Raw genomic sequence first — 17,453 nt, 5'->3', positions numbered from 1 at the left:
TTTCTTTATAACATCTGATTCAATCGTAACATTAGAATATAAAGGTTTTATTAAGCTCAGTTATCGGATGAAAATGCAGCGTGATATTTCTTTTTAATACTTTCTCCACGTGCTTTTTATATTTATTGCTTTTTACTTCTTCAAAATAACTATATGTCTCGTTTTTACACCATATGTATAGGTCCAGGGATTCACCGCTGTCTTCGACAGTCACGGATTCGACGACCTTCCGTTTCGTCCGGTCCAGCGCATAGGCTAATTTTAAAATACTTCCCAGCAATTCATACCGTTTAAACTCCTTTTTGGATACGTACGATTGAAATGGCTGGGACAGCCGTTTCATCCATGATTTGGATTTAAAAGAAGCTATAAAGGACATGGCCAGCCGCTCAGAATGAGGGATTCCATCAATCGAACGATTTGTCAGCACATAAAAAGTGTGCTGGCTGCTGGTTTCATGACTGATGAACTCCCCAATATAAAGAACCCGGGCGCTTTTTTTTAATAAGGTCATATTGTCTGCTTCTTTTAGATGGTTTGGAACACAGGGCTGCAGTTGAGTATAAAGCTGGCGTGCGATACTTCCTACTTCCTGTACATAACTTTCATTCATTTCAAATTCCCGGCTCAGCTGGAAAAAACTCTCTTCGGTCACTTCCGGAAAATAATCGGCGGAATGTTCGCGCAGCATCTCTTCAAAAAATAATCCTTCCCGCAATCCTTTGCTGCTCATCATGAAATCGTTAGAGCTGATATAGTCTGCTAATTCATAAATAACGCGGACGGCAGGGATAATGACGTCAGCACGATCTTTGGACAGGCCTTCGATATTTTCTCTTTCCTTCAGGTCCGCATTTTCAAAAAGCTGCATCATAGAGGATATGTCGGCTTTTTTCATTTCATATTGATGAAGACCGGACAAAGGATAATTAGTCTGAGCCTGATGGACAAGAGACATGTTTCTGGCGCTTCCCCCAATTCCAATAACTGGTAGATTTTCTGCTTCTTTTAACCAGGTTAGACTGTCCAATTGACGCAATACATATTCTGAAAGTTGTTTTAAGTCCTGCTTGGAAGGTTCGGTCTGCGGAAAAAATTTCTTTTTTAACGTGAGGGCGCCAAAGGGAAAGCTGTGGGCATATTGCAGTTTTTTATTTTTAAATACCGTAATCTCTGTACTCCCGCCGCCGATATCGATGGAAATGCCATCTTTATGGGAGGTGGAATTGATAACAGCAAGGTAACCATAATACGCTTCTTCTTCCTCTGATAATACCCGGACATGAAGAGAGGTTTCGCGATGAATAAAATCGAGAATCTGCCTTTTATTTGCGGCATTTCGAATGGCAGCGGTAGCCACCGCCTTTACATTGGTGACGTGATGGTGCTGGAGGACCTCCTCGAACTGCTGGAGAGATTCTTTTAACACTTTCATTCCTTCAGCTGTAAGGAAATAATTCTCATCGATGTAATTACTTAACCGGGCAACCTGCTTAAGGTTATGTAATTCCCGCGTCCCTTTTTTATCATCCAGTTCATTTATTACTAAGCGGATAGAGTTGGAACCAATATCGATAACAGCTACTTTTTCTTTGAGTGGCCTCATTTTCTTATATCGCTCCCTATTGTCAAAATAGTTCTTATTTTTATCATAAACGGTTGTTGCATAAAGAACAAGGCGGAGAAGCGCTTATATTTACAAGGTAGAAAACTTGCTGTATACTCTATTAATGCATAAATCGTAACGGTTCTTATAATGGACGGAAAACAGGGAGGACTCCCATGGAAAACAGCAGATCAGATACACCCATAATTGAGTTGGAAAACATCAGTTTGAAGCGGGAAAATCAAACAATATTAAGTAATATTGATTTAAGGATCAGAAAAGGGGAGTTTTTAGGCCTAGTCGGGCCAAATGGATCTGGAAAATCTACTCTCATCAAGATCTTACTTGGATTAATCAGACCTGATAAAGGGAACGTCCACTTGTTTGATCAACATCTGAAACAGTTTAAGCATTGGGAAAAAATAGGCTATGTTCCTCAAAAAGCTGCCAGTATTAATACAGGGTTTCCGGCCACTGTTTATGAAGTCACCGCTATGGGGCTGTTTGCCAAAGTAGGGCTGCTTCGTTTTTTGAAAAAAAGCCACAAACAAAAAATTGATGAAGTTCTTGAAACAGTAGGAATGCTTGAATATAAACACCGGAATATCGGAGCCTTGTCCGGGGGACAGCAGCAAAGGGTCTTTATCGCAAGAGCGCTTGTCAGTGAACCGGAAGTGCTTATTCTGGATGAGCCCACAGTAGGGGTGGATGCAGCATCCGTAGAGATTTTTTATCAATTGTTAACCAAATGGAATCAGCAGAAAGATCTTACTCTGTTACTAGTGACTCATGATGTAGGAGTCATGACCAGCTATGTCACCAGCGTAGCCTGTCTGAATCAGACTCTGCATTTTCACGGGAGTTCCCGGGAATTTGAAACAAGTGAGCTCTCGTCCCTATACGGCCATGATGTGCAGGTAATCCATCATGACCACGGAGGACAGTAAAATGATCAGTGCCTTTTTGAATTATGACTTTCTCCAGCATGCATTATGGACTGGCGTGATGGTTGGATTTTTAGCACCGGTTATCGGTGTATTTATTGTCGTCCGCAGATTAGCTTTGATTACAGATGCATTATCTCATATTACCCTGACTGGTATAGCCTTTCACTTATTGCTCGCCCAGACTTTTACGTTTTTGCAGTTGTATAACCCTTTATATATGGGGATGGGATTTGCTGTGGTGAGTTCTTTATTGATAGAAAAGCTCCGCCGCCTGTATACAGCGTATCAGGAGCTGTCTGTGCCCATTATGCTGTCGACAGGGATTGGTCTCGGGGTTGTATTTATTTCCCTGGCGGATGGATTTAATAATGACTTGTTTCAGTATTTGTTTGGAAGCATCATTGCAGTCACGGAGGAGGACTTTCTTGCGATTTCCGCTCTTACGGTGATTGTAACCGGATTGCTGCTTCTGTTTTATAAAGAATTAATGTTCCTTTCTTTTGATGAAGAGCAGGCGAAAGTAAACGGTATTGCAGGCAGGAGTATTAATACAATGTTTATTATCATGACAGCATTGGTGATTGCTTCTTCCATGAAGGTCGTTGGCATTTTACTGGTCTCCTCTTTAATGACCCTTCCGGTTGCCGCGGCGGTTCAGCTGTCGAAAAGTTTTAAACAGATGTTCTTTTATGCCGTGATGATTGGGGAATGTTCTGTTATAACCGGTATGTTGACGGCGTTTTATTTGGATGTATCCTCCGGAGGGATGATTGTCATGACGTCGTTATTCATACTGCTGATTGTACTTGGTTTTCGAAAAGCTGCCGGTATGCCGGCAAGACTGTTGAAACGGAGAGAACCCTCAGCAGAATTCGAATGAGTTGCTGAATATGCCCGATACTGTATAAAATGATATTAATTAAACGGAGAGGATAAGACATGGAATTATCGTTTATTGAACGGGGATTTTTAGCAGCGCTTTTCATCGGCGTGATTGCACCGGTTTTAGGCACGCTGCTGGCTGTCCGACGTTCCTCCATCATTTCAGAATCTCTCTCTCATGTTACGCTGACCGGTATTTCTGCGGGAGTACTTCTGGGACAGACCATTGAAATATTGCCGGTTAACCCGTTGTATGCAGGATTTATTTTTTCTCTTGCGGGTTCTCTGTTTATTGAAAAACTAAGGCAGGTGTACCGGTCTTTTCAAGAACTGGCTGCTCCGATCATTTTATCGGCGGGAATTGGGATGAGTGCTATTTTCATGAGCCTGGCATCATCTGGTTACAATGAATGGTACGATTATTTGTTTGGAAGCGTGGTTTCTGTGACAAATCAGGATCTTGTTTTTATAACAATTACTTTTTTTCTTGTTATTGGTCTGTTTCTGTTGTTTTTTAAGGAACTGACATTTGTTTCATTTGATCAGGAGGCGGCTGGGGTATCCGGTATTTCAGTGAAGTTCTTTAATTTTTTATTTTCCCTTTTGACCGCCCTTGTTATTTCCATGTCGATGAAAGTGGTGGGCATCCTGCTTGTCGGAGCTTTGATTTCCCTGCCGGCAGCGGCTGCTCTGCAGGTGGCAAAAAGTTTCCGGACATTATTTCTATGGAGTGTTATGATAGGGGAAACGGCTGTTATAGCAGGTGTTTACGGTTCGTATTACCTGGACATCGCAACGGGAGGCGTGATTGTCGTCCTTGCGGCATTCCTATTACTTTTTATTCTGGCTTGGAATTCAATACACATACGTATATTCAGCAGGGGGGAGCATTTATGAATGTAGAACAGGCTTTATCCCAATTAAAAGAAAAAGGGTATAAATTTACAGGGAAGCGCGAGGAAATCCTTTCGGTATTTGCTCAGGAAAAGCGGTATTTGTCCGCAAAAGATGTCCTTTCCGCACTGCAAATGAATTATCCTAATATCAGTTTTGATACAGTATACCGGAATTTATCCCTGTTTGAAGAAATGGAGATTCTTGAAGTAACGGAACTTGAAGGAGAAAAACGATTTCGGTTTCAATGTTCCACGACCCGCCATCATCATCATTTAATATGCCTGGACTGTGGAAAAACCAAGCAAATTCATGCATGTCCGATGGATTGGCTGGAGGACAGCGAAGAGGAAGAATTCCAGGTGACAGGCCATAAATTCGAGATTTACGGCTACTGTCCGGAATGCAGTTCTGCTGCGGTTCAGGCTTAATGCTTGAAATTGGCAGGGTGAACTGAACTGCTTTGTGCCATACTATAACTGCTCTTACTTTTAAGGAGGATGCTTTGGAGAATCCCTTAATAAGAGCAGGGAGGGGCAGCAGCATGGATGAAGAGCGTCGTCTGAATGAACAGTCGACTGATGCGATGGATACTGTGCCCAAAGAAAAGGGTCCTGACGATGTTGAGATTGAAGAAGAAGATTATACCATGGAAAATGCCTCCGAAATAGCTGCGCCGGGAATTGGCAGTAAATCAAACCTGGCGGAGCCGGAACGGGAAGAAGAAGAGCAGGATGCAACAATGGAAGCAGATGTAAATGATGAGTCTATTGGGAAAGGCATTGGTGTAACAGCTCTCATTTTAAGCATATGTTCTTTATTTTTTCTTCCTGCCATTACGGGAGGCGCTGGTATAGTTCTCGGTATTTTTGCTCTCAGAAGAGAAGCAAAAGGCCTCGGCTGGTGGGCAATTGGGCTTGGGGCTTTTTCCATTGCCATGACTGTATTATTCGCACCATTCTTTTAGGTATAAAAAAAGCTGTTCCGAACTATAACGTTCGGAACAGCTTTTTTTGCAGATTATTAAGCACCGCCGATGCTGATTAGTTGGTGGCTGCTGCTTCGTCTTCTTTTGCCTGTGCTTCTTTGGCATAATGCTCTTCGGCAATTTTATCGACTTCTTTTTTCAGTTCGTCAACCATTGTTTCCTCCGGTACTTTGCGGATAATTTCCCCGTGCCGGAATAATAGTCCTTCTCCTTTGGCACCGGCGATTCCTATGTCCGCTTCTCTTGCCTCGCCCGGTCCGTTGACGGCACAACCAAGGACGGCGACTTTGACAGGAGCCTTAATGGTGGAGATGTAGTCTTCCACATCATTGGCAATACTGATTAGATCAATTTCGATCCGACCGCAGGTGGGGCAGGAAATCAAAGTGGCTGCGTTGGACGCGAGTCCGAACGTCTTTAACAATTCTCTGCCGACTTTCACTTCTTCCACCGGATCAGCACTCAGGGAAATCCGCAGGGTACTGCCGATCCCTTTACTTAGAATTGCACCAAGCCCCGCTGAACTCTTGACCGTTCCTGCAAATTGAGTGCCTGATTCAGTTATCCCCAAATGCAGTGGGTAAGAGAAGGCCTGGGCTGCTTTTTCATAAGCTTCAATAGCCAGGTGAACATCGGAAGCTTTCATGGAAACGACGATATCGTAGAAGTCCAGCTCCTCCAGAATTTTTATATGGTGAAGGGCGCTTTCCACCATCCCGTCTGCGGTAGGATAACCGTATTTTTCTAAAATGCCTCTTTCTAGAGACCCGGCATTTACCCCAATACGAATCGGGATATTTTTGGCCTTGGCTGCTTTCACCACAGCCTCGACTTTTTCCCGGCTGCCGATGTTGCCCGGGTTAATGCGGATTTTATCGGCGCCGCCTTCTATGGCCTTTAAAGCCATGCGATAGTCGAAATGAATATCAACAACAAGCGGGATGTTAATTTGTTTTTTTATTTCCGGAATGGCTTCAGCCGCCGGCATATCGGGGCAGGCCACCCTTACGATCTGGCAGCCGGCTTCTTCCAGCCGGTGAATTTCATTCACGGTTGCTTCCACATCATCTGTTTTTGTCGTTGTCATACTTTGCACAACAACTTCATCATTTCCTCCGATAACGAGGTTTCCAACCTTTACCTGTCTTGTTTCCGTACGATGGGTGATTTGGTTCATCAATCCATTCGCCCCTTTTATGATGATACGTTTCATCGATTTTTTACTTACAGTCATTATATATTATCAACCAGGATCAGTCCTAATTGTATCAGCGTTTTGAATGGTTTGGCAAGCAAAGGCCTTTAAAAATGAAGACAATCAGGGCGAATAAACGGGAAAATAGTAAGACTTGTCCACTTCGATATCTGTGGGCTCTACGCCGTTGTTCAGTTCCTTAAAATCATTGCTTATTTTTTCGATACTGGCATGCACCGGCTGGTCGTGCAGTCTTTCTACAATCGACAAAACCGTCTGGCCAGGTTCAACTGTAACTTCTCTTCCTGCTTGCTCGTCTATAATAGTGGAGGTGTTGGAGGGATCACTATCCCCGGAAGAAGGACTTGCCAATGTTCCATCTGTTACATCATAATAAATAGACGCAGAGAGTAAAATAAAAGCGCAGATAAATAATAATTTTTTCATATTTTATTCCTCCGGCTGGACGAATTCTCTTTATAATGTAATTATATGCAGGAAAGGGCGAAATAAGAACGGGCTGTTACTAATAATGGATAATAAAAGGAGAATGATTATGACAGTAATAAAAAAATCTTTATTGGGATGTTTAGCTGTGGTCATGACGGCACTCACTCCTTCTGCCGTATTTGCGGAGGCAACCGAAGGGGATGTGATTGTTACTTTGGGAGAAGATTTAAGTGAAGACCAGCGGAGTTCTCTTCTGAATGAAATGGAAGTAGATGAAAATGTGGAAATGGTGACGGTATCGAATGAAGAAGAATATGAATATTTAGGAGAATACCTCGGGGATGACATTGGAAGCAATGCCCTTTCTTCTTCTAAAATAACGATAGCTGCTGAAGGCGAAGGAATTAGTGTGGAAACGAATAACATAAATAAGGTGACCGAAGGCATGTATGCGAATGCGCTTGTCACTGCGGGAGTGGAAGATGCCCAAGTGTATGTTACTGCGCCGTTTTCTGTTTCCGGGACTGCAGGTTTGACAGGGTTAATCAAGGCTTACGAGATCCAAAATGATATTGACATTTCAGAAGAACAGAAAAAAGTAGCGAATGAAGAGATGGTAAAAACATCGGAATTAGGGGAAAGTATCGGGACAGAGGAAGCAACCGAGCTTATTACACGGATTAAAGAAGAAATCAGCAATGAAAATATTGAAACGGAAGAGGATCTCCGCGATCTGATTGAACGGATTGCCAACGATCTTGGGGTGGAATTGACCGAAGAGGAGATGAACGGTCTTGTGTCCCTGTTTGAGAGAATGCAGAATTTGGATATCGATTGGAACCAGGTACAGGACCAAATAACGAATATCCGGGATAATTTGGATGAATTTTTAAACAGGGAAGATACCCAATCGTTTATTTCAAGCTTTTTGGATTTTATCAATGAGTTAATCGACTCTCTTCGCGGATGGTTTGGAAGCGAAGAAGAATCAGCCTAGGCCAGGGTGCACGCCGTCTTTCTTGAAAGACGGCGTTTTTATGAGTGAAATAAAAGCAGGAAAGAGGTAAAATAGAAGGTGAAACCATAAAGGCTGCTGAACGTAAGGATAGCAGCAGCATGTTAAGCACGTTTGAATTTTATGCTCAAAAGGAGCTGGTTACCTTGGAATGGCTTTCATATGCCAGTGTCGGCTTTTTAGTTGTGTTTTTAGGAACGTTATTTTTAATGGGGGAAATGCTGGTAAAAGCAAAGGGCTTGTTTGCTGTATTGGGTATTGCTTTTATGAGCCTGTTTTTCTCTTATCATATTGATGCAGGCGGAAATATGTGGATCATTATTCTGTATCTTCTAGGGGTTGCGTTAATTATATTAGACGGAAAGGTGATCAGTGACGGTACCATTGCTTTATTTGGTGCTTTGCTTATGGGACTGGGACTCGCTGTGCCTACCCCGTCGATTACTTACGGAATTTTAGTGGTTTTTGGGTATATAAGCGGTTTGTTTGCCTCCGGTTTATTTTTGAAAGTATTCCCAAGCCGTAACCTCTGGTCGAAAATGACACTGCGAGATCAATTGGGAACGGAACAGGGTTATAATTCGATGAATGAATCCTATAAAGAGCTGGAAGGGAAAAACGCTAAAACCTTGACCCCTTTTCGTCCTACGGGTACTATCATTGTGGATGGACGGCATTACAGTGCCACAAGCGGAGATCAATGGCTCGAGGCCGATGAAATAGTAACCGTTACAGCCGTGGACGGCACGAAAATCTTAATACAGCGGCAGGAAGAAGAAACACAGGATAATCATTAAAGAGCCGGGACAAAAGATAAAAGTAACGGCGAAAACCTGAACATTTCGTATTCTAGTTATGACGAAGCGATAAATAGTAAAGAACGAAATGAGGCCGGGACAGAAGGCCGGGACAGAAGGATAGGAGCTGGCCGAAAACCCGAACAAAACAATGACGATGGGATCGCTGCACCCGGTCACTGCGCTTTCCATGGGGACGGCTTCAGCTCATGGTAAAGAAGATCGCATTATCAAGTGAATCTGGAGTCTCCGTGGCCGGCCTCGGCTGAATAGAGAGGGAGGTTGGGCCAAACGAAAGAAAAATTGGTAAAACGGACATCTTAGGGTTTATATAACAAGAACGTCCATTCAGCGGAGTCAAAATAGGTCGACTCCTGCGGGAAAAGCACGAGTCTCGAGACCCCGCAGGCAGATTTTTTTCTGCCGAGGGCCCGCAGGATGCGGGTCAGGTCGGCGTTGGCACAGGACGTGCCGCTCTTAGCCGATCCTCCTTTAAAGAGGCCGTGCCCGCGGAAAGCGACCTATTTTGACGCAGCGATAGAACAATACACAAAAATCCGAACGATTTATGGAAAAATCGTTCGGATTTTTTGTCCATGATAATGTTTTGTCCCAGACTCATTTTTATCTACTAATGTATTGTCTCCGTCCTTTTTTCGGCGAGGTGCGGTTTTATTCTGTTTCCTTTATATGCATGAGGCGAAGTCCCCGCAGAGTGAAGAATAAGCTCGTGGAGGCTGCGGCCATGCCCGCGGCAAAAGGGGGGGCCGGTGCCGCGCTAGGACCAGTAGGTTTCTGCCTTCTGCTTTTCTTAAGGGGGCCGGGTCTTTAAAAGCATCTTGCTTTTGAATGACTTAAAGGGTTCCCTGTTATCTGCTTTTTCTTGGAATTTTGAAGACTACATACAGCCAAACAAAGGCGATCAGCCAGTACACCGTAAAAGAATAGGGCAGTTGAAACGGAAAAGCGTTAAAAATGGTCATAATTAATGTTGGCAGGGTGACAGTGTAGGCACATATGATCCAGATTTGGCGGTAAGATAAAGGAATAGGGGAAGCCTTTCTTATTAATAATCCAAATACGGACAGAGAAAAAATACCGATAAATTTTAATGCAGTAGTCAATAAATACATGCAGACAAGGATGACGGGAATAAAAAGAAGAAGAAGCCCATCCACGGATTCCATATAAGAAAGCAGGTCTTCTTTTTCGATATGAAAATTCCCGGCCTGTTCATATCGAAAGGTCTGGCGGTCTCCGTTCATCTCTAAAACAAATCGCTCCTCGAGGAAGGCTGTCACATTTTCTCCCAGTTCGAGCTCGTCTGCAGTGGTTCTCCCGGAAGGATCAAAAATGATAATATTACCTTGGGCATCTTCCATTTTACGGAAAGGTTCGTCCATTTCGGAGCTGAGGCGGCCGTTTGAAATCGAAAACTGCGGCAGCTCTTCATGGCTTAGAGCTGATTCCAGCTGGCTGACCCCGCTGAATACGGTATTTGTTAAAAATACACCAGCAGGAATACTCGCAAGAAACATAAGTAAAAAGACATACCCAATCGTTTTACCGATACTTTTAAAACGAAATCGACCAATGTATGTCGGGGAATGAAGGCATTTAATAAACGTTTGAATCGTATTCATGAATAACTCCTTTCACCCGTCTCATTTTACCGTATCCTGTATGTAGGAAAAAGAAATATTACAGATATCTTTACAAATCTTAATAAAATCTTTACAAAAAATAAATGACATTTAAATAAATTTAAAGTAGAATGCAAGAGGTTTGTCGATAAAGGGGATTAAATCTACAATACTTGAAGGGATGAACGGGATTGGAACTTGATCTTCAAACAATTATTTTCACATTTCTAGGTGGTCTCGGAATCTTTTTGTTCGGTATCAAGTTTATGGGGGATGGATTACAAAAAGCGGCTGGAGATCGTTTGAGGGAAATATTGGACAAGTTTACAAGCAATCCTATCATGGGTGTGCTTGCAGGAATTATTGTTACCATTCTAATTCAAACCAGCTCTGGTACCACTGTATTAACGGTTGGGCTGGTCAACGCAGGATTCATGACTCTGCATCAAGCGATCGGGGTCATTATGGGGGCAAATATTGGTACAACGGCTACCGCATTTATTATAGGATTGGATATTGAAGCGTATGCGCTCCCTATTATGTTTATCGGCACGGTTATGATTTTTTTCCTTAAAAACAAAAAGATCAACAATATAGGCCAGATATTGTTTGGGTTCGGCGGTATTTTTTATGGCTTGAAATTAATGGGGGACGGCGTAGCCCCGCTGGAGAGTCTGCAGTCCTTTGAGAATTTAACGGTGAGTATGAGTAACAACCCCATTCTTGGCGTAATAATCGGCATTACCTTCACAGTTGCCGTGCAAAGTTCGTCTGCTTCGATTGGTCTGCTGCAGGAGCTTTACCAGCAGGGAACGCTTGTCCTCGATGCAGTCATGCCGGTATTATTCGGTGATAACATAGGAACTACGATAACAGCGGTTCTGGCCGCAATAGGAGCTTCTGTTGCTGCCAAACGAGCAGCGCTGACGCACGTAATTTTTAATTTAATTGGGACAACCATTATATTAATACTGCTCGTCCCGTATACGTCCTTTATTGAAAACATGCAGCAATGGTTAAGTTTAAATGAACGAATGACGGTAGCTTTTGCGCACGGTATATTCAATATCTCTAATACCCTGCTGCAGCTGCCATTTGTAGGGCTGTTAGCGTTAATCGTAACGAAATTGATACCCGGGAAGGACACGGAAATCGAATACAAAGCGCAGCATCTGGATACCACCTTTATTCAAAGGTCTCCCGGTATCGCACTTGGACAGGCTAAGTCCGAAACATTGCGTATGGCTGAATTCGCCGAGAAAGGATTAACGGAATCCCTTCATTATTTGAAAACAACGCATAAGCGCCATTCAGAATTAACGGTGCAGTTTGAAGAAGCCATTAATAATCTCGACAAAAATATTACAAATTATCTGGTGCTGGTGTCGGAGCGTTCTTTGTCTGATGAAAACTCCAGAATGCACTCGCTTCTAATGGATACAGTACGTGATATCGAACGGGTCGGAGATCACATGGAGAACCTCGTAGAACTAGTCGATTATCAAGTCACCAATAAAGTAACGTTATCCGAGGAAGCTTATACGGATTTAGAGGAAATGTTTAACCTGACGATCAATACATTAAAAAACGCGATTGTAACGCTGGAAAATGATGATATTGACGAGGCAAGGGAAGTAGTGAAGCAGGAAGAAGAAATCGATAAGATGGAACGTAAGCTTAGGAAAAAGCATATTCTTCGGTTGAATGAAGGAAAGTGTTCAGGGTCGGCTGGTATTATTTTTGTCGACATACTAAGTAATCTGGAAAGAGTAGGAGATCATTCTGTCAATATTGCAGAAGCTGTATTGGATGAGCAGGAAGAATAAGGTTAGGTATGGACTGGACCTTCTGATAAATACCCTGAACAGGGAGCTGTATCAAAAGTGCGTTACATGCTGAGGCTGCATGACCAGCATCCTGTCGGCCCGGAGTCGTCTGCCTCGGTTCCATTTTCTTTATCACAGGTAAGGGGCTGTACCTTTTTTATATAGCCCCTCCTGTTTAAAGGAAATGAAATTGGTTGGAATTTAACCTTGACTCGGTCTATGAAGCATGGTAATATCATTATTGTCGTTGAAAATGACGCAAACATATTCCACAGTAGCTCAGTGGTAGAGCTATCGGCTGTTAACCGATCGGTCGCAGGTTCGAATCCTGCCTGTGGAGCCATGAGGCGGTGTAGCTCAGCTGGCTAGAGCGTACGGTTCATACCCGTGAGGTCGGGGGTTCGATTCCCTCCGCCGCTACCAAATAAAAAAGAAAGAATGCTTGTGTACGCTGCATATGGCGGTTGTGGCGAAGTGGTTAACGCACCGGATTGTGGCTCCGGCATTCGTGGGTTCGATTCCCATCAACCGCCCCATATATTTTAACCACGAAGTGTAACGAACTTTTTAGCATAGTTATCTCAGGACAGAAATTATAACTAAATTTAAAATAACTTAACATGGACCCTTAGCTCAGTTGGTCAGAGCAAACGGCTCATAACCGTTTGGTCGTAGGTTCGAGTCCTACAGGGTCCACCATCTGATTTAAATAAAAGCATGAGAGACCGTGCTTTTTTCTTTATTTTTTCCTGGAGGAATACCCAAGTCCGGCTGAAGGGGACGGTCTCGAAAACCGTTAGGAGCTTCACGGCTCGCGAGGGTTCGAATCCCTCTTCCTCCGCCATTTTAAAATAATGTTTAATATACATAACTGCGTGGTATAGTACGAATGGTGTTCAAGGAGAGCACCATTCGTTTTTGTTGAAAACAGAAAAAGAATTTGGTAACGTTAAAAATGTCAGACACACCGATGGCGAGCATCGTTGATCTGAGCGTTTCCAGGTTAGAGAAGAAGAGCAGCACGAATCAACACAAAACATATACTTTACAAGGAGGAGTTCATTTATGGCTAATCATCAACTACCAGAACTACCGTACGGATTTAACGCTCTTGAACCTCACATTGATGAAGAAACAATGAAAATTCATCATGGGAAACACCACAATACCTATGTAACTAAGCTGAATGCTGCACTGGAAGGTCATGACGACCTGGCCGACAAGGATGTCAACGAGTTGATCAGCGATCTTAATTCCATTCCGGACAGCATCCGCACGGCTGTTAGAAATAACGGCGGCGGCCATTCCAACCATTCGCTTTTCTGGCAGATTCTCAGTCCAAACGGCGGCGGAGAACCAAGCGGTGACCTCGCAGATGCAATTAACAGCAAGTGGGGAAGCTTTGACAAATTTAAAGAGGAATTCAAAAACACAGCACTCGGCCGGTTCGGTTCCGGTTGGGCATGGCTTGTTGTAAATAATGGGGAACTGGAAATTCAGGATACATTAAATCAGGATTCCCCTATTATGGAAGGCAAAACACCTATTCTTGGCGTTGACGTATGGGAGCATGCGTATTATCTGAAGTATCAAAACCGCCGTCCTGATTATGTCGATGCTTTCTGGAACCTTGTGAATTGGGACGAAGTGGCGAAACGTTATAAAGAAGCAAAATAAGAGGAAAAATCACTGCCTTCCGGGCAGTGATTTTTTTAGTTATAGAAATTCATAAGAGCGGGCAACGCTTTCTCCCCATTGCTTTTTATTGAATAGCTTTTATGGTTATGCGGCACAATAAAAGCAAGGGCGGTGGGGACATGTTACGATCTGTCACGAAATTTTTATTGGGAAATGTTCCAATTACTAAAAATTTGTTAATGCTGCTCGTTATTGGCGGTCTCTACGCTGTATCAGTAGCATTGTCAAACACCTTTGTCAATATTTATTTGTGGAAACAGTCCGGAGAGGTCCGGGATATTGCCCTGTATCAGCTGGCTTCTGTTGTCATGCAGCCCTTGTCGTTTTTAGCTGCCGGCTACATTGCTAAAAAAGCGGATCGAATTTATACCTTGCGGGCCGGCGTTTTTATTTTAACGGCGTTTTATTTAGCTGTGCTTTTCACAGGAGAATCAGCGGAAAAATTCCTGCTTCTGCTGGGAGCGCTTCTTGGTATGGGGTTCGGATTCTACTGGCTCGGGTACAATGTACTCACCTTCGAAATTACAGAACCGGACACGAGAGATTTCTTTAATGGTTTTTCGGGCCTGCTGACTTCCTTCGCCGGGATGGTTGGTCCGTTAAGCGCGGGTTTGATTATTACTTGGATGCCGGAAGCAAGAGGGTACCAGATCATTTTTTTTATCTCATTTTTCTTATTTATGCTCGCTGTTTTGTTAAGTTTAAAAATGAAGCACCGGCATGCCAAAGGGCCGTTATACGTCAAACAAACCGTGGCAGAAATCAAGAAAAATGCAGATTGGCGTAAAATCCTTTATGCTCATTTTATGCAGGGACTGCGCGAAGGAATCTTCGTGTTTATTATCATTTTGTGGGTCTACATGGCAACAAACAGTGAATTAGCGCTGGGCACTTATGGTTTTGTTACATCTGCCGTCTCTTTTGCCGGCTATTTTATGGTGGGCCGGCTGCTCAAGCCGTCTTACCGGAAGAGGGCTATTTTTATAGGAAGTACTTTATTACTGGCATCCGTTTTTTTGATTGTATTTGCCCCGACGTATTCCCGTTTGCTTTTCTATGGCATCGTTATCTCTGCGGCTTATCCTCTCATGCTGGTTCCATATGTTTCATTAACGTATGATGTCCTGGGCAAAGCAGCTGATGCAGGAGCCCTGCGGATTGAGTATTTAATAACGAAAGAATGGTTTGTTAATGGAGGAAGAATTTTTTCCATTTTTCTTCTTTTAGTTGGTATTGCCTTTTTTGAAGACCAATTTATCATTCCTGTTTTAATGGTTCTTTGTGGTTCAGGCCATTTTGCCGCAGCTTTCTTTATAAAAAATATTAACACGGCGTTTCTTGTGAACAAAAAGAAAATCAACAGCGGAATGCCGGAAAATGGAGGAGGGGACTCAGTGACATGAGCCCTCCTTTTTCTTTTTTGACAGGGGGAAGTGTGCTAAAATGAAGAGCGGGAGCGAGAACCAAGAAAGGGAGAGGAATGCAGGTGTCAAAAACAAAAACAGGAAAAAATCATATCCCTTTTCGCTTAAATTTGTTATTTTTTGCTGTATTTATACTTTTTTCGCTATTGATATTAAGACTGGGTTATATCCAGATTGTACAGGGGGACGAGTTTGAAAGGGATCTGGAGGAATCCTCGGAGCAGACTTCGCGGATCGATGCTCCAAGGGGATTAATGTATGACCGCAATGGCGAACTGCTGGTAGATAATGATCTGGCGCTGTCCCTTACATATACAAATAAGCAATCGGTTTCTGATGAAGAACGACTGGAGATAGCTGAAAGACTAAGCGGATTAATCACAATAGAGACGGAAGAAGAGGAAACCCTGGATGATAAACTTGATGAAAGGACGAAAAAGGACTACTGGATTGCTTCTCATCCCAACGAAGCGGAAGGCCTTATTACGAAGGAAGAAATTGAAAATACCGAAGAAGAACAGGATTTATATAAGCTGCAGCTGGAACGGATAACAGAGGAACATCTGGCAGAGCTGGACGGCGAGCTGGAGAAGGTTTACATTTGGGGGGAGATGGTGAGCGGCTATTATGATTCTGCATATCGAATTAAAAAAGATTTGACGCAGGACGAAGCGCACAGTATCAGTGAACGGCTCGATGACCTACCCGGGGTGGATATTCTCCGTGATGCCAACCGCCAGTATTTATACGATGATGCTTTTCCAGATTACTTCGGAAATATTGGCTCGATTCCGCGGGAGAGACTGAATCATTATCTGGCCAAAGGGTATGCCCGTTCCGATGAAGTTGGAACCAGCTTTTTGGAACAGCAGTATGAAGATGACCTGCGTGGAAAAAAAGGGACCATATCAGAAGAGGACACCTCCGGCGGGGAACAATCTAAAGCAAGACGGGGCAACGACCTTGTTCTTTCGATTGATATGGCGCTTCAGCAGGAAGTGGATGCGATTGTACAGGAGGAAATCGAGGCCTCTACGGGGAGCTTTATTAACGATCAGAATGCCTATGTCGTTATGATGGAGCCGAACACCGGAGAAGTACTGGCTGCTTCCGGTTATCAGGACCAGCTTGGAGTTACTTCCAGGTCGTATGAAATGGGTTCAACGGTAAAACCGGCAACCGTTATGCTTGGTCTGCAGACGGGCGCGGTGGACCGGTACACGACAATCGTCGACCGGCCCTTAGAACTCCCCTCGACTCCAACCATCAGCTCTGTGTATTCGATGGGGCCGGTCAATTACCATTCTGCTATTGTACAATCTTCCAACATTTACATGTCTTATGTGGCGATGAACATGGCAGGATATCAGCCCGGGGTCTCTCAGGGTTGGGCAAGTACTACGTACAGGCAGGCGTATGATACGTTTCGATATTACTATGAACAATTCGGATTGGGAACAACTACCGGGGTTGATCTGCCTTCGGAATCAACCGGGATTGACGGGGGAAGCGGCCTGCCGGGTAGTTTACTGTTTCTAAGTTTCGGCCAGTTTGACACGTACACCCCGTTGCAGCTGGGGCAGTACGTTTCTACTATAGCCAATGACGGCTACCGGATGCAGCCGCAGCTGGTCAAGGAAATCCGCCATCCCAACCCGAACAAAAACCAGTTAGGCTCCGTGAAGCAGCAGTTGGAACCGCATGTGCTGAACAAACTGGACATCGACAATCAATATATTGATATGGTACAGGAAGCAATGCGGGGCGTCGTCCATTCAAATAACGGTACAGCTTCAGGATATTTTCAAGGGATCGATTATGAAGCTGCTGGTAAAACAGGGACCGCAGAAATAAGAGTGCGCCGGGAAGCTACCGATACATTGGTAGACGGAAACAACCAGGCGTTTATTGGATATGCGCCTTACGATAATCCGGAAGTAACCGTAGCCGTGATCGTCCCTGGTGTGTACGCAGACGGGCGTGGCGGTATTGCGAATACTATCGCAAGAAGAGCGCTTGATTCCTACTTTGATTTAAAAGAAAATCCAAAAGACATTGAACCCGGGAAAGAAGAATAGTAAAGAGTTT

15 protein-coding genes and 5 tRNA genes are annotated in these 17,453 nt (G+C 43.7%); 16 read left to right on the top strand and 4 right to left on the bottom strand.

Annotated features, from left to right (window positions below; all coding sequences use genetic code 11):
* Window positions 1-31: 31 nt before the first annotated feature.
* Window positions 32-1,606: an exopolyphosphatase gene (gene ppx / locus G475_RS24250; protein WP_035710257.1), complete on the bottom strand. Its 1,575-nt coding sequence runs from the start codon at window positions 1,604-1,606 to the stop codon at window positions 32-34.
* 176 nt (window positions 1,607-1,782) lie between these two features.
* On the opposite strand from ppx, the gene G475_RS0104845 reads away from it, so the two are divergent.
* The 5 genes from G475_RS0104845 (at window position 1,783) to G475_RS0104825 (ending at window position 5,296) form a co-directional block, all read left to right on the top strand.
* A complete protein-coding gene (locus G475_RS0104845; protein ID WP_026700316.1) occupies window positions 1,783-2,553 on the top strand; it encodes a metal ABC transporter ATP-binding protein in 771 nt (256 codons plus the stop codon).
* Between the two features lies 1 nt (window position 2,554).
* Entirely contained in the window at window positions 2,555-3,433 is an 879-nt protein-coding gene (locus G475_RS0104840) for a metal ABC transporter permease (protein ID WP_026700315.1), read from the top strand.
* 59 nt (window positions 3,434-3,492) lie between these two features.
* Window positions 3,493-4,332 (top strand): metal ABC transporter permease, encoded by an 840-nt coding sequence (locus G475_RS0104835; protein ID WP_026700314.1) that lies wholly within the window; start codon window positions 3,493-3,495, stop codon window positions 4,330-4,332.
* Window positions 4,329-4,760, top strand: coding sequence for a Fur family transcriptional regulator (locus G475_RS0104830; protein ID WP_026700313.1), 432 nt, complete (start codon window positions 4,329-4,331; stop codon window positions 4,758-4,760). The genes G475_RS0104835 and G475_RS0104830 overlap by 4 nt, the downstream gene beginning before the upstream one ends.
* Before the next feature lie 113 nt (window positions 4,761-4,873).
* Entirely contained in the window at window positions 4,874-5,296 is a 423-nt protein-coding gene (locus G475_RS0104825; RefSeq protein ID WP_051302173.1) for a DUF4190 domain-containing protein, read from the top strand.
* Window positions 5,297-5,372: 76 nt separating this feature from the next.
* Here the strand turns inward: G475_RS0104825 and ispG are convergent, their stop codons facing one another.
* Both ispG and G475_RS0104815 read right to left on the bottom strand, forming a co-directional pair.
* A complete protein-coding gene (gene ispG / locus G475_RS0104820) occupies window positions 5,373-6,494 on the bottom strand; it encodes a flavodoxin-dependent (E)-4-hydroxy-3-methylbut-2-enyl-diphosphate synthase (RefSeq protein ID WP_026700311.1) in 1,122 nt (373 codons plus the stop codon).
* A gap of 141 nt (window positions 6,495-6,635) precedes the next feature.
* On the bottom strand, window positions 6,636-6,959 hold the full coding sequence (locus tag G475_RS0104815) for a hypothetical protein (RefSeq protein WP_026700310.1): 324 nt from the start codon (window positions 6,957-6,959) through the stop codon (window positions 6,636-6,638).
* Window positions 6,960-7,068: 109 nt separating this feature from the next.
* On the opposite strand from G475_RS0104815, the gene G475_RS0104810 reads away from it, so the two are divergent.
* Window positions 7,069-7,959 (top strand): DUF1002 domain-containing protein, encoded by an 891-nt coding sequence (locus G475_RS0104810; protein ID WP_026700309.1) that lies wholly within the window; start codon window positions 7,069-7,071, stop codon window positions 7,957-7,959.
* A 164-nt stretch (window positions 7,960-8,123) separates the two neighbouring features.
* Window positions 8,124-8,774 carry an NfeD family protein gene (locus G475_RS0104805; RefSeq protein ID WP_026700308.1) on the top strand — a complete coding sequence of 217 codons (651 nt, stop codon included), beginning with the start codon at window positions 8,124-8,126 and terminating at the stop codon, window positions 8,772-8,774.
* 869 nt (window positions 8,775-9,643) lie between these two features.
* Here the strand turns inward: G475_RS0104805 and G475_RS0104795 are convergent.
* On the bottom strand, window positions 9,644-10,417 hold the full coding sequence (locus G475_RS0104795) for a DUF1189 domain-containing protein (protein WP_026700307.1): 774 nt from the start codon (window positions 10,415-10,417) through the stop codon (window positions 9,644-9,646).
* Between the two features lie 191 nt (window positions 10,418-10,608).
* Between G475_RS0104795 and G475_RS0104790 the strand changes: the two genes are divergently transcribed.
* The 9 genes from G475_RS0104790 (at window position 10,609) to G475_RS0104750 (ending at window position 17,443) form a co-directional block, all read left to right on the top strand.
* Window positions 10,609-12,243: a Na/Pi cotransporter family protein gene (locus G475_RS0104790; RefSeq protein ID WP_026700306.1), complete on the top strand. Its 1,635-nt coding sequence runs from the start codon at window positions 10,609-10,611 to the stop codon at window positions 12,241-12,243.
* 268 nt (window positions 12,244-12,511) lie between these two features.
* A tRNA-Asn gene (locus G475_RS0104785) sits at window positions 12,512-12,586 on the top strand.
* A gap of 3 nt (window positions 12,587-12,589) precedes the next feature.
* Window positions 12,590-12,666: transfer RNA gene (locus G475_RS0104780), tRNA-Met, on the top strand.
* Between the two features lie 37 nt (window positions 12,667-12,703).
* A tRNA-His gene (locus tag G475_RS0104775) sits at window positions 12,704-12,779 on the top strand.
* An 86-nt stretch (window positions 12,780-12,865) separates the two neighbouring features.
* Window positions 12,866-12,942 (top strand) — tRNA-Ile (locus G475_RS0104770).
* A 52-nt stretch (window positions 12,943-12,994) separates the two neighbouring features.
* Window positions 12,995-13,087 (top strand) — tRNA-Ser (locus tag G475_RS0104765).
* A gap of 221 nt (window positions 13,088-13,308) precedes the next feature.
* The gene (locus G475_RS0104760; protein ID WP_026700305.1) at window positions 13,309-13,920 is read left to right on the top strand and encodes a superoxide dismutase; all 612 of its coding nucleotides are present in this window, start codon (window positions 13,309-13,311) and stop codon (window positions 13,918-13,920) included.
* Window positions 13,921-14,060: 140 nt separating this feature from the next.
* Complete coding sequence (locus G475_RS0104755; RefSeq protein ID WP_026700304.1) at window positions 14,061-15,344, top strand: MFS transporter; 1,284 nt, start codon at window positions 14,061-14,063, stop codon at window positions 15,342-15,344.
* 83 nt (window positions 15,345-15,427) lie between these two features.
* Window positions 15,428-17,443: a peptidoglycan D,D-transpeptidase FtsI family protein gene (locus tag G475_RS0104750; protein ID WP_407636189.1), complete on the top strand. Its 2,016-nt coding sequence runs from the start codon at window positions 15,428-15,430 to the stop codon at window positions 17,441-17,443.
* Window positions 17,444-17,453: the final 10 nt, after the last annotated feature.

Source organism: Salibacterium aidingense DSM 18341 (genome assembly GCF_000429685.1).
GTDB classification, from domain to species: Bacteria; Bacillota; Bacilli; order Bacillales; family Marinococcaceae; genus Salibacterium; species Salibacterium aidingense.
Note: the sequence above shows the minus strand (reverse complement) of the source record. Positions and strands in the feature narration are given on the sequence as shown.

Bases quoted from the DNA above. Each gene is read 5' to 3' on its own strand.
- G475_RS0104835 (WP_026700314.1), top strand. From the start codon at position 3,493: ATGGAATTATCGTTTATTGAACGGGGATTTTTAGCAGCGCTTTTCATC.
- G475_RS0104830 (WP_026700313.1), top strand. From the start codon at position 4,329: ATGAATGTAGAACAGGCTTTATCCCAATTAAAAGAAAAAGGGTATAAA.
- G475_RS0104810 (WP_026700309.1), top strand. From the start codon at position 7,069: ATGACAGTAATAAAAAAATCTTTATTGGGATGTTTAGCTGTGGTCATG.
- ispG (WP_026700311.1), bottom strand. From the start codon at position 6,494: ATGAACCAAATCACCCATCGTACGGAAACAAGACAGGTAAAGGTTGGA.
- ppx (WP_035710257.1), bottom strand. From the start codon at position 1,606: ATGAGGCCACTCAAAGAAAAAGTAGCTGTTATCGATATTGGTTCCAAC.
- G475_RS0104845 (WP_026700316.1), top strand. From the start codon at position 1,783: ATGGAAAACAGCAGATCAGATACACCCATAATTGAGTTGGAAAACATC.
- G475_RS0104825 (WP_051302173.1), top strand. From the start codon at position 4,874: ATGGATGAAGAGCGTCGTCTGAATGAACAGTCGACTGATGCGATGGAT.
- G475_RS0104755 (WP_026700304.1), top strand. From the start codon at position 14,061: ATGTTACGATCTGTCACGAAATTTTTATTGGGAAATGTTCCAATTACT.
- G475_RS0104760 (WP_026700305.1), top strand. From the start codon at position 13,309: ATGGCTAATCATCAACTACCAGAACTACCGTACGGATTTAACGCTCTT.
- G475_RS0104815 (WP_026700310.1), bottom strand. From the start codon at position 6,959: ATGAAAAAATTATTATTTATCTGCGCTTTTATTTTACTCTCTGCGTCT.
- G475_RS0104795 (WP_026700307.1), bottom strand. From the start codon at position 10,417: ATGAATACGATTCAAACGTTTATTAAATGCCTTCATTCCCCGACATAC.
- G475_RS0104840 (WP_026700315.1), top strand. From the start codon at position 2,555: ATGATCAGTGCCTTTTTGAATTATGACTTTCTCCAGCATGCATTATGG.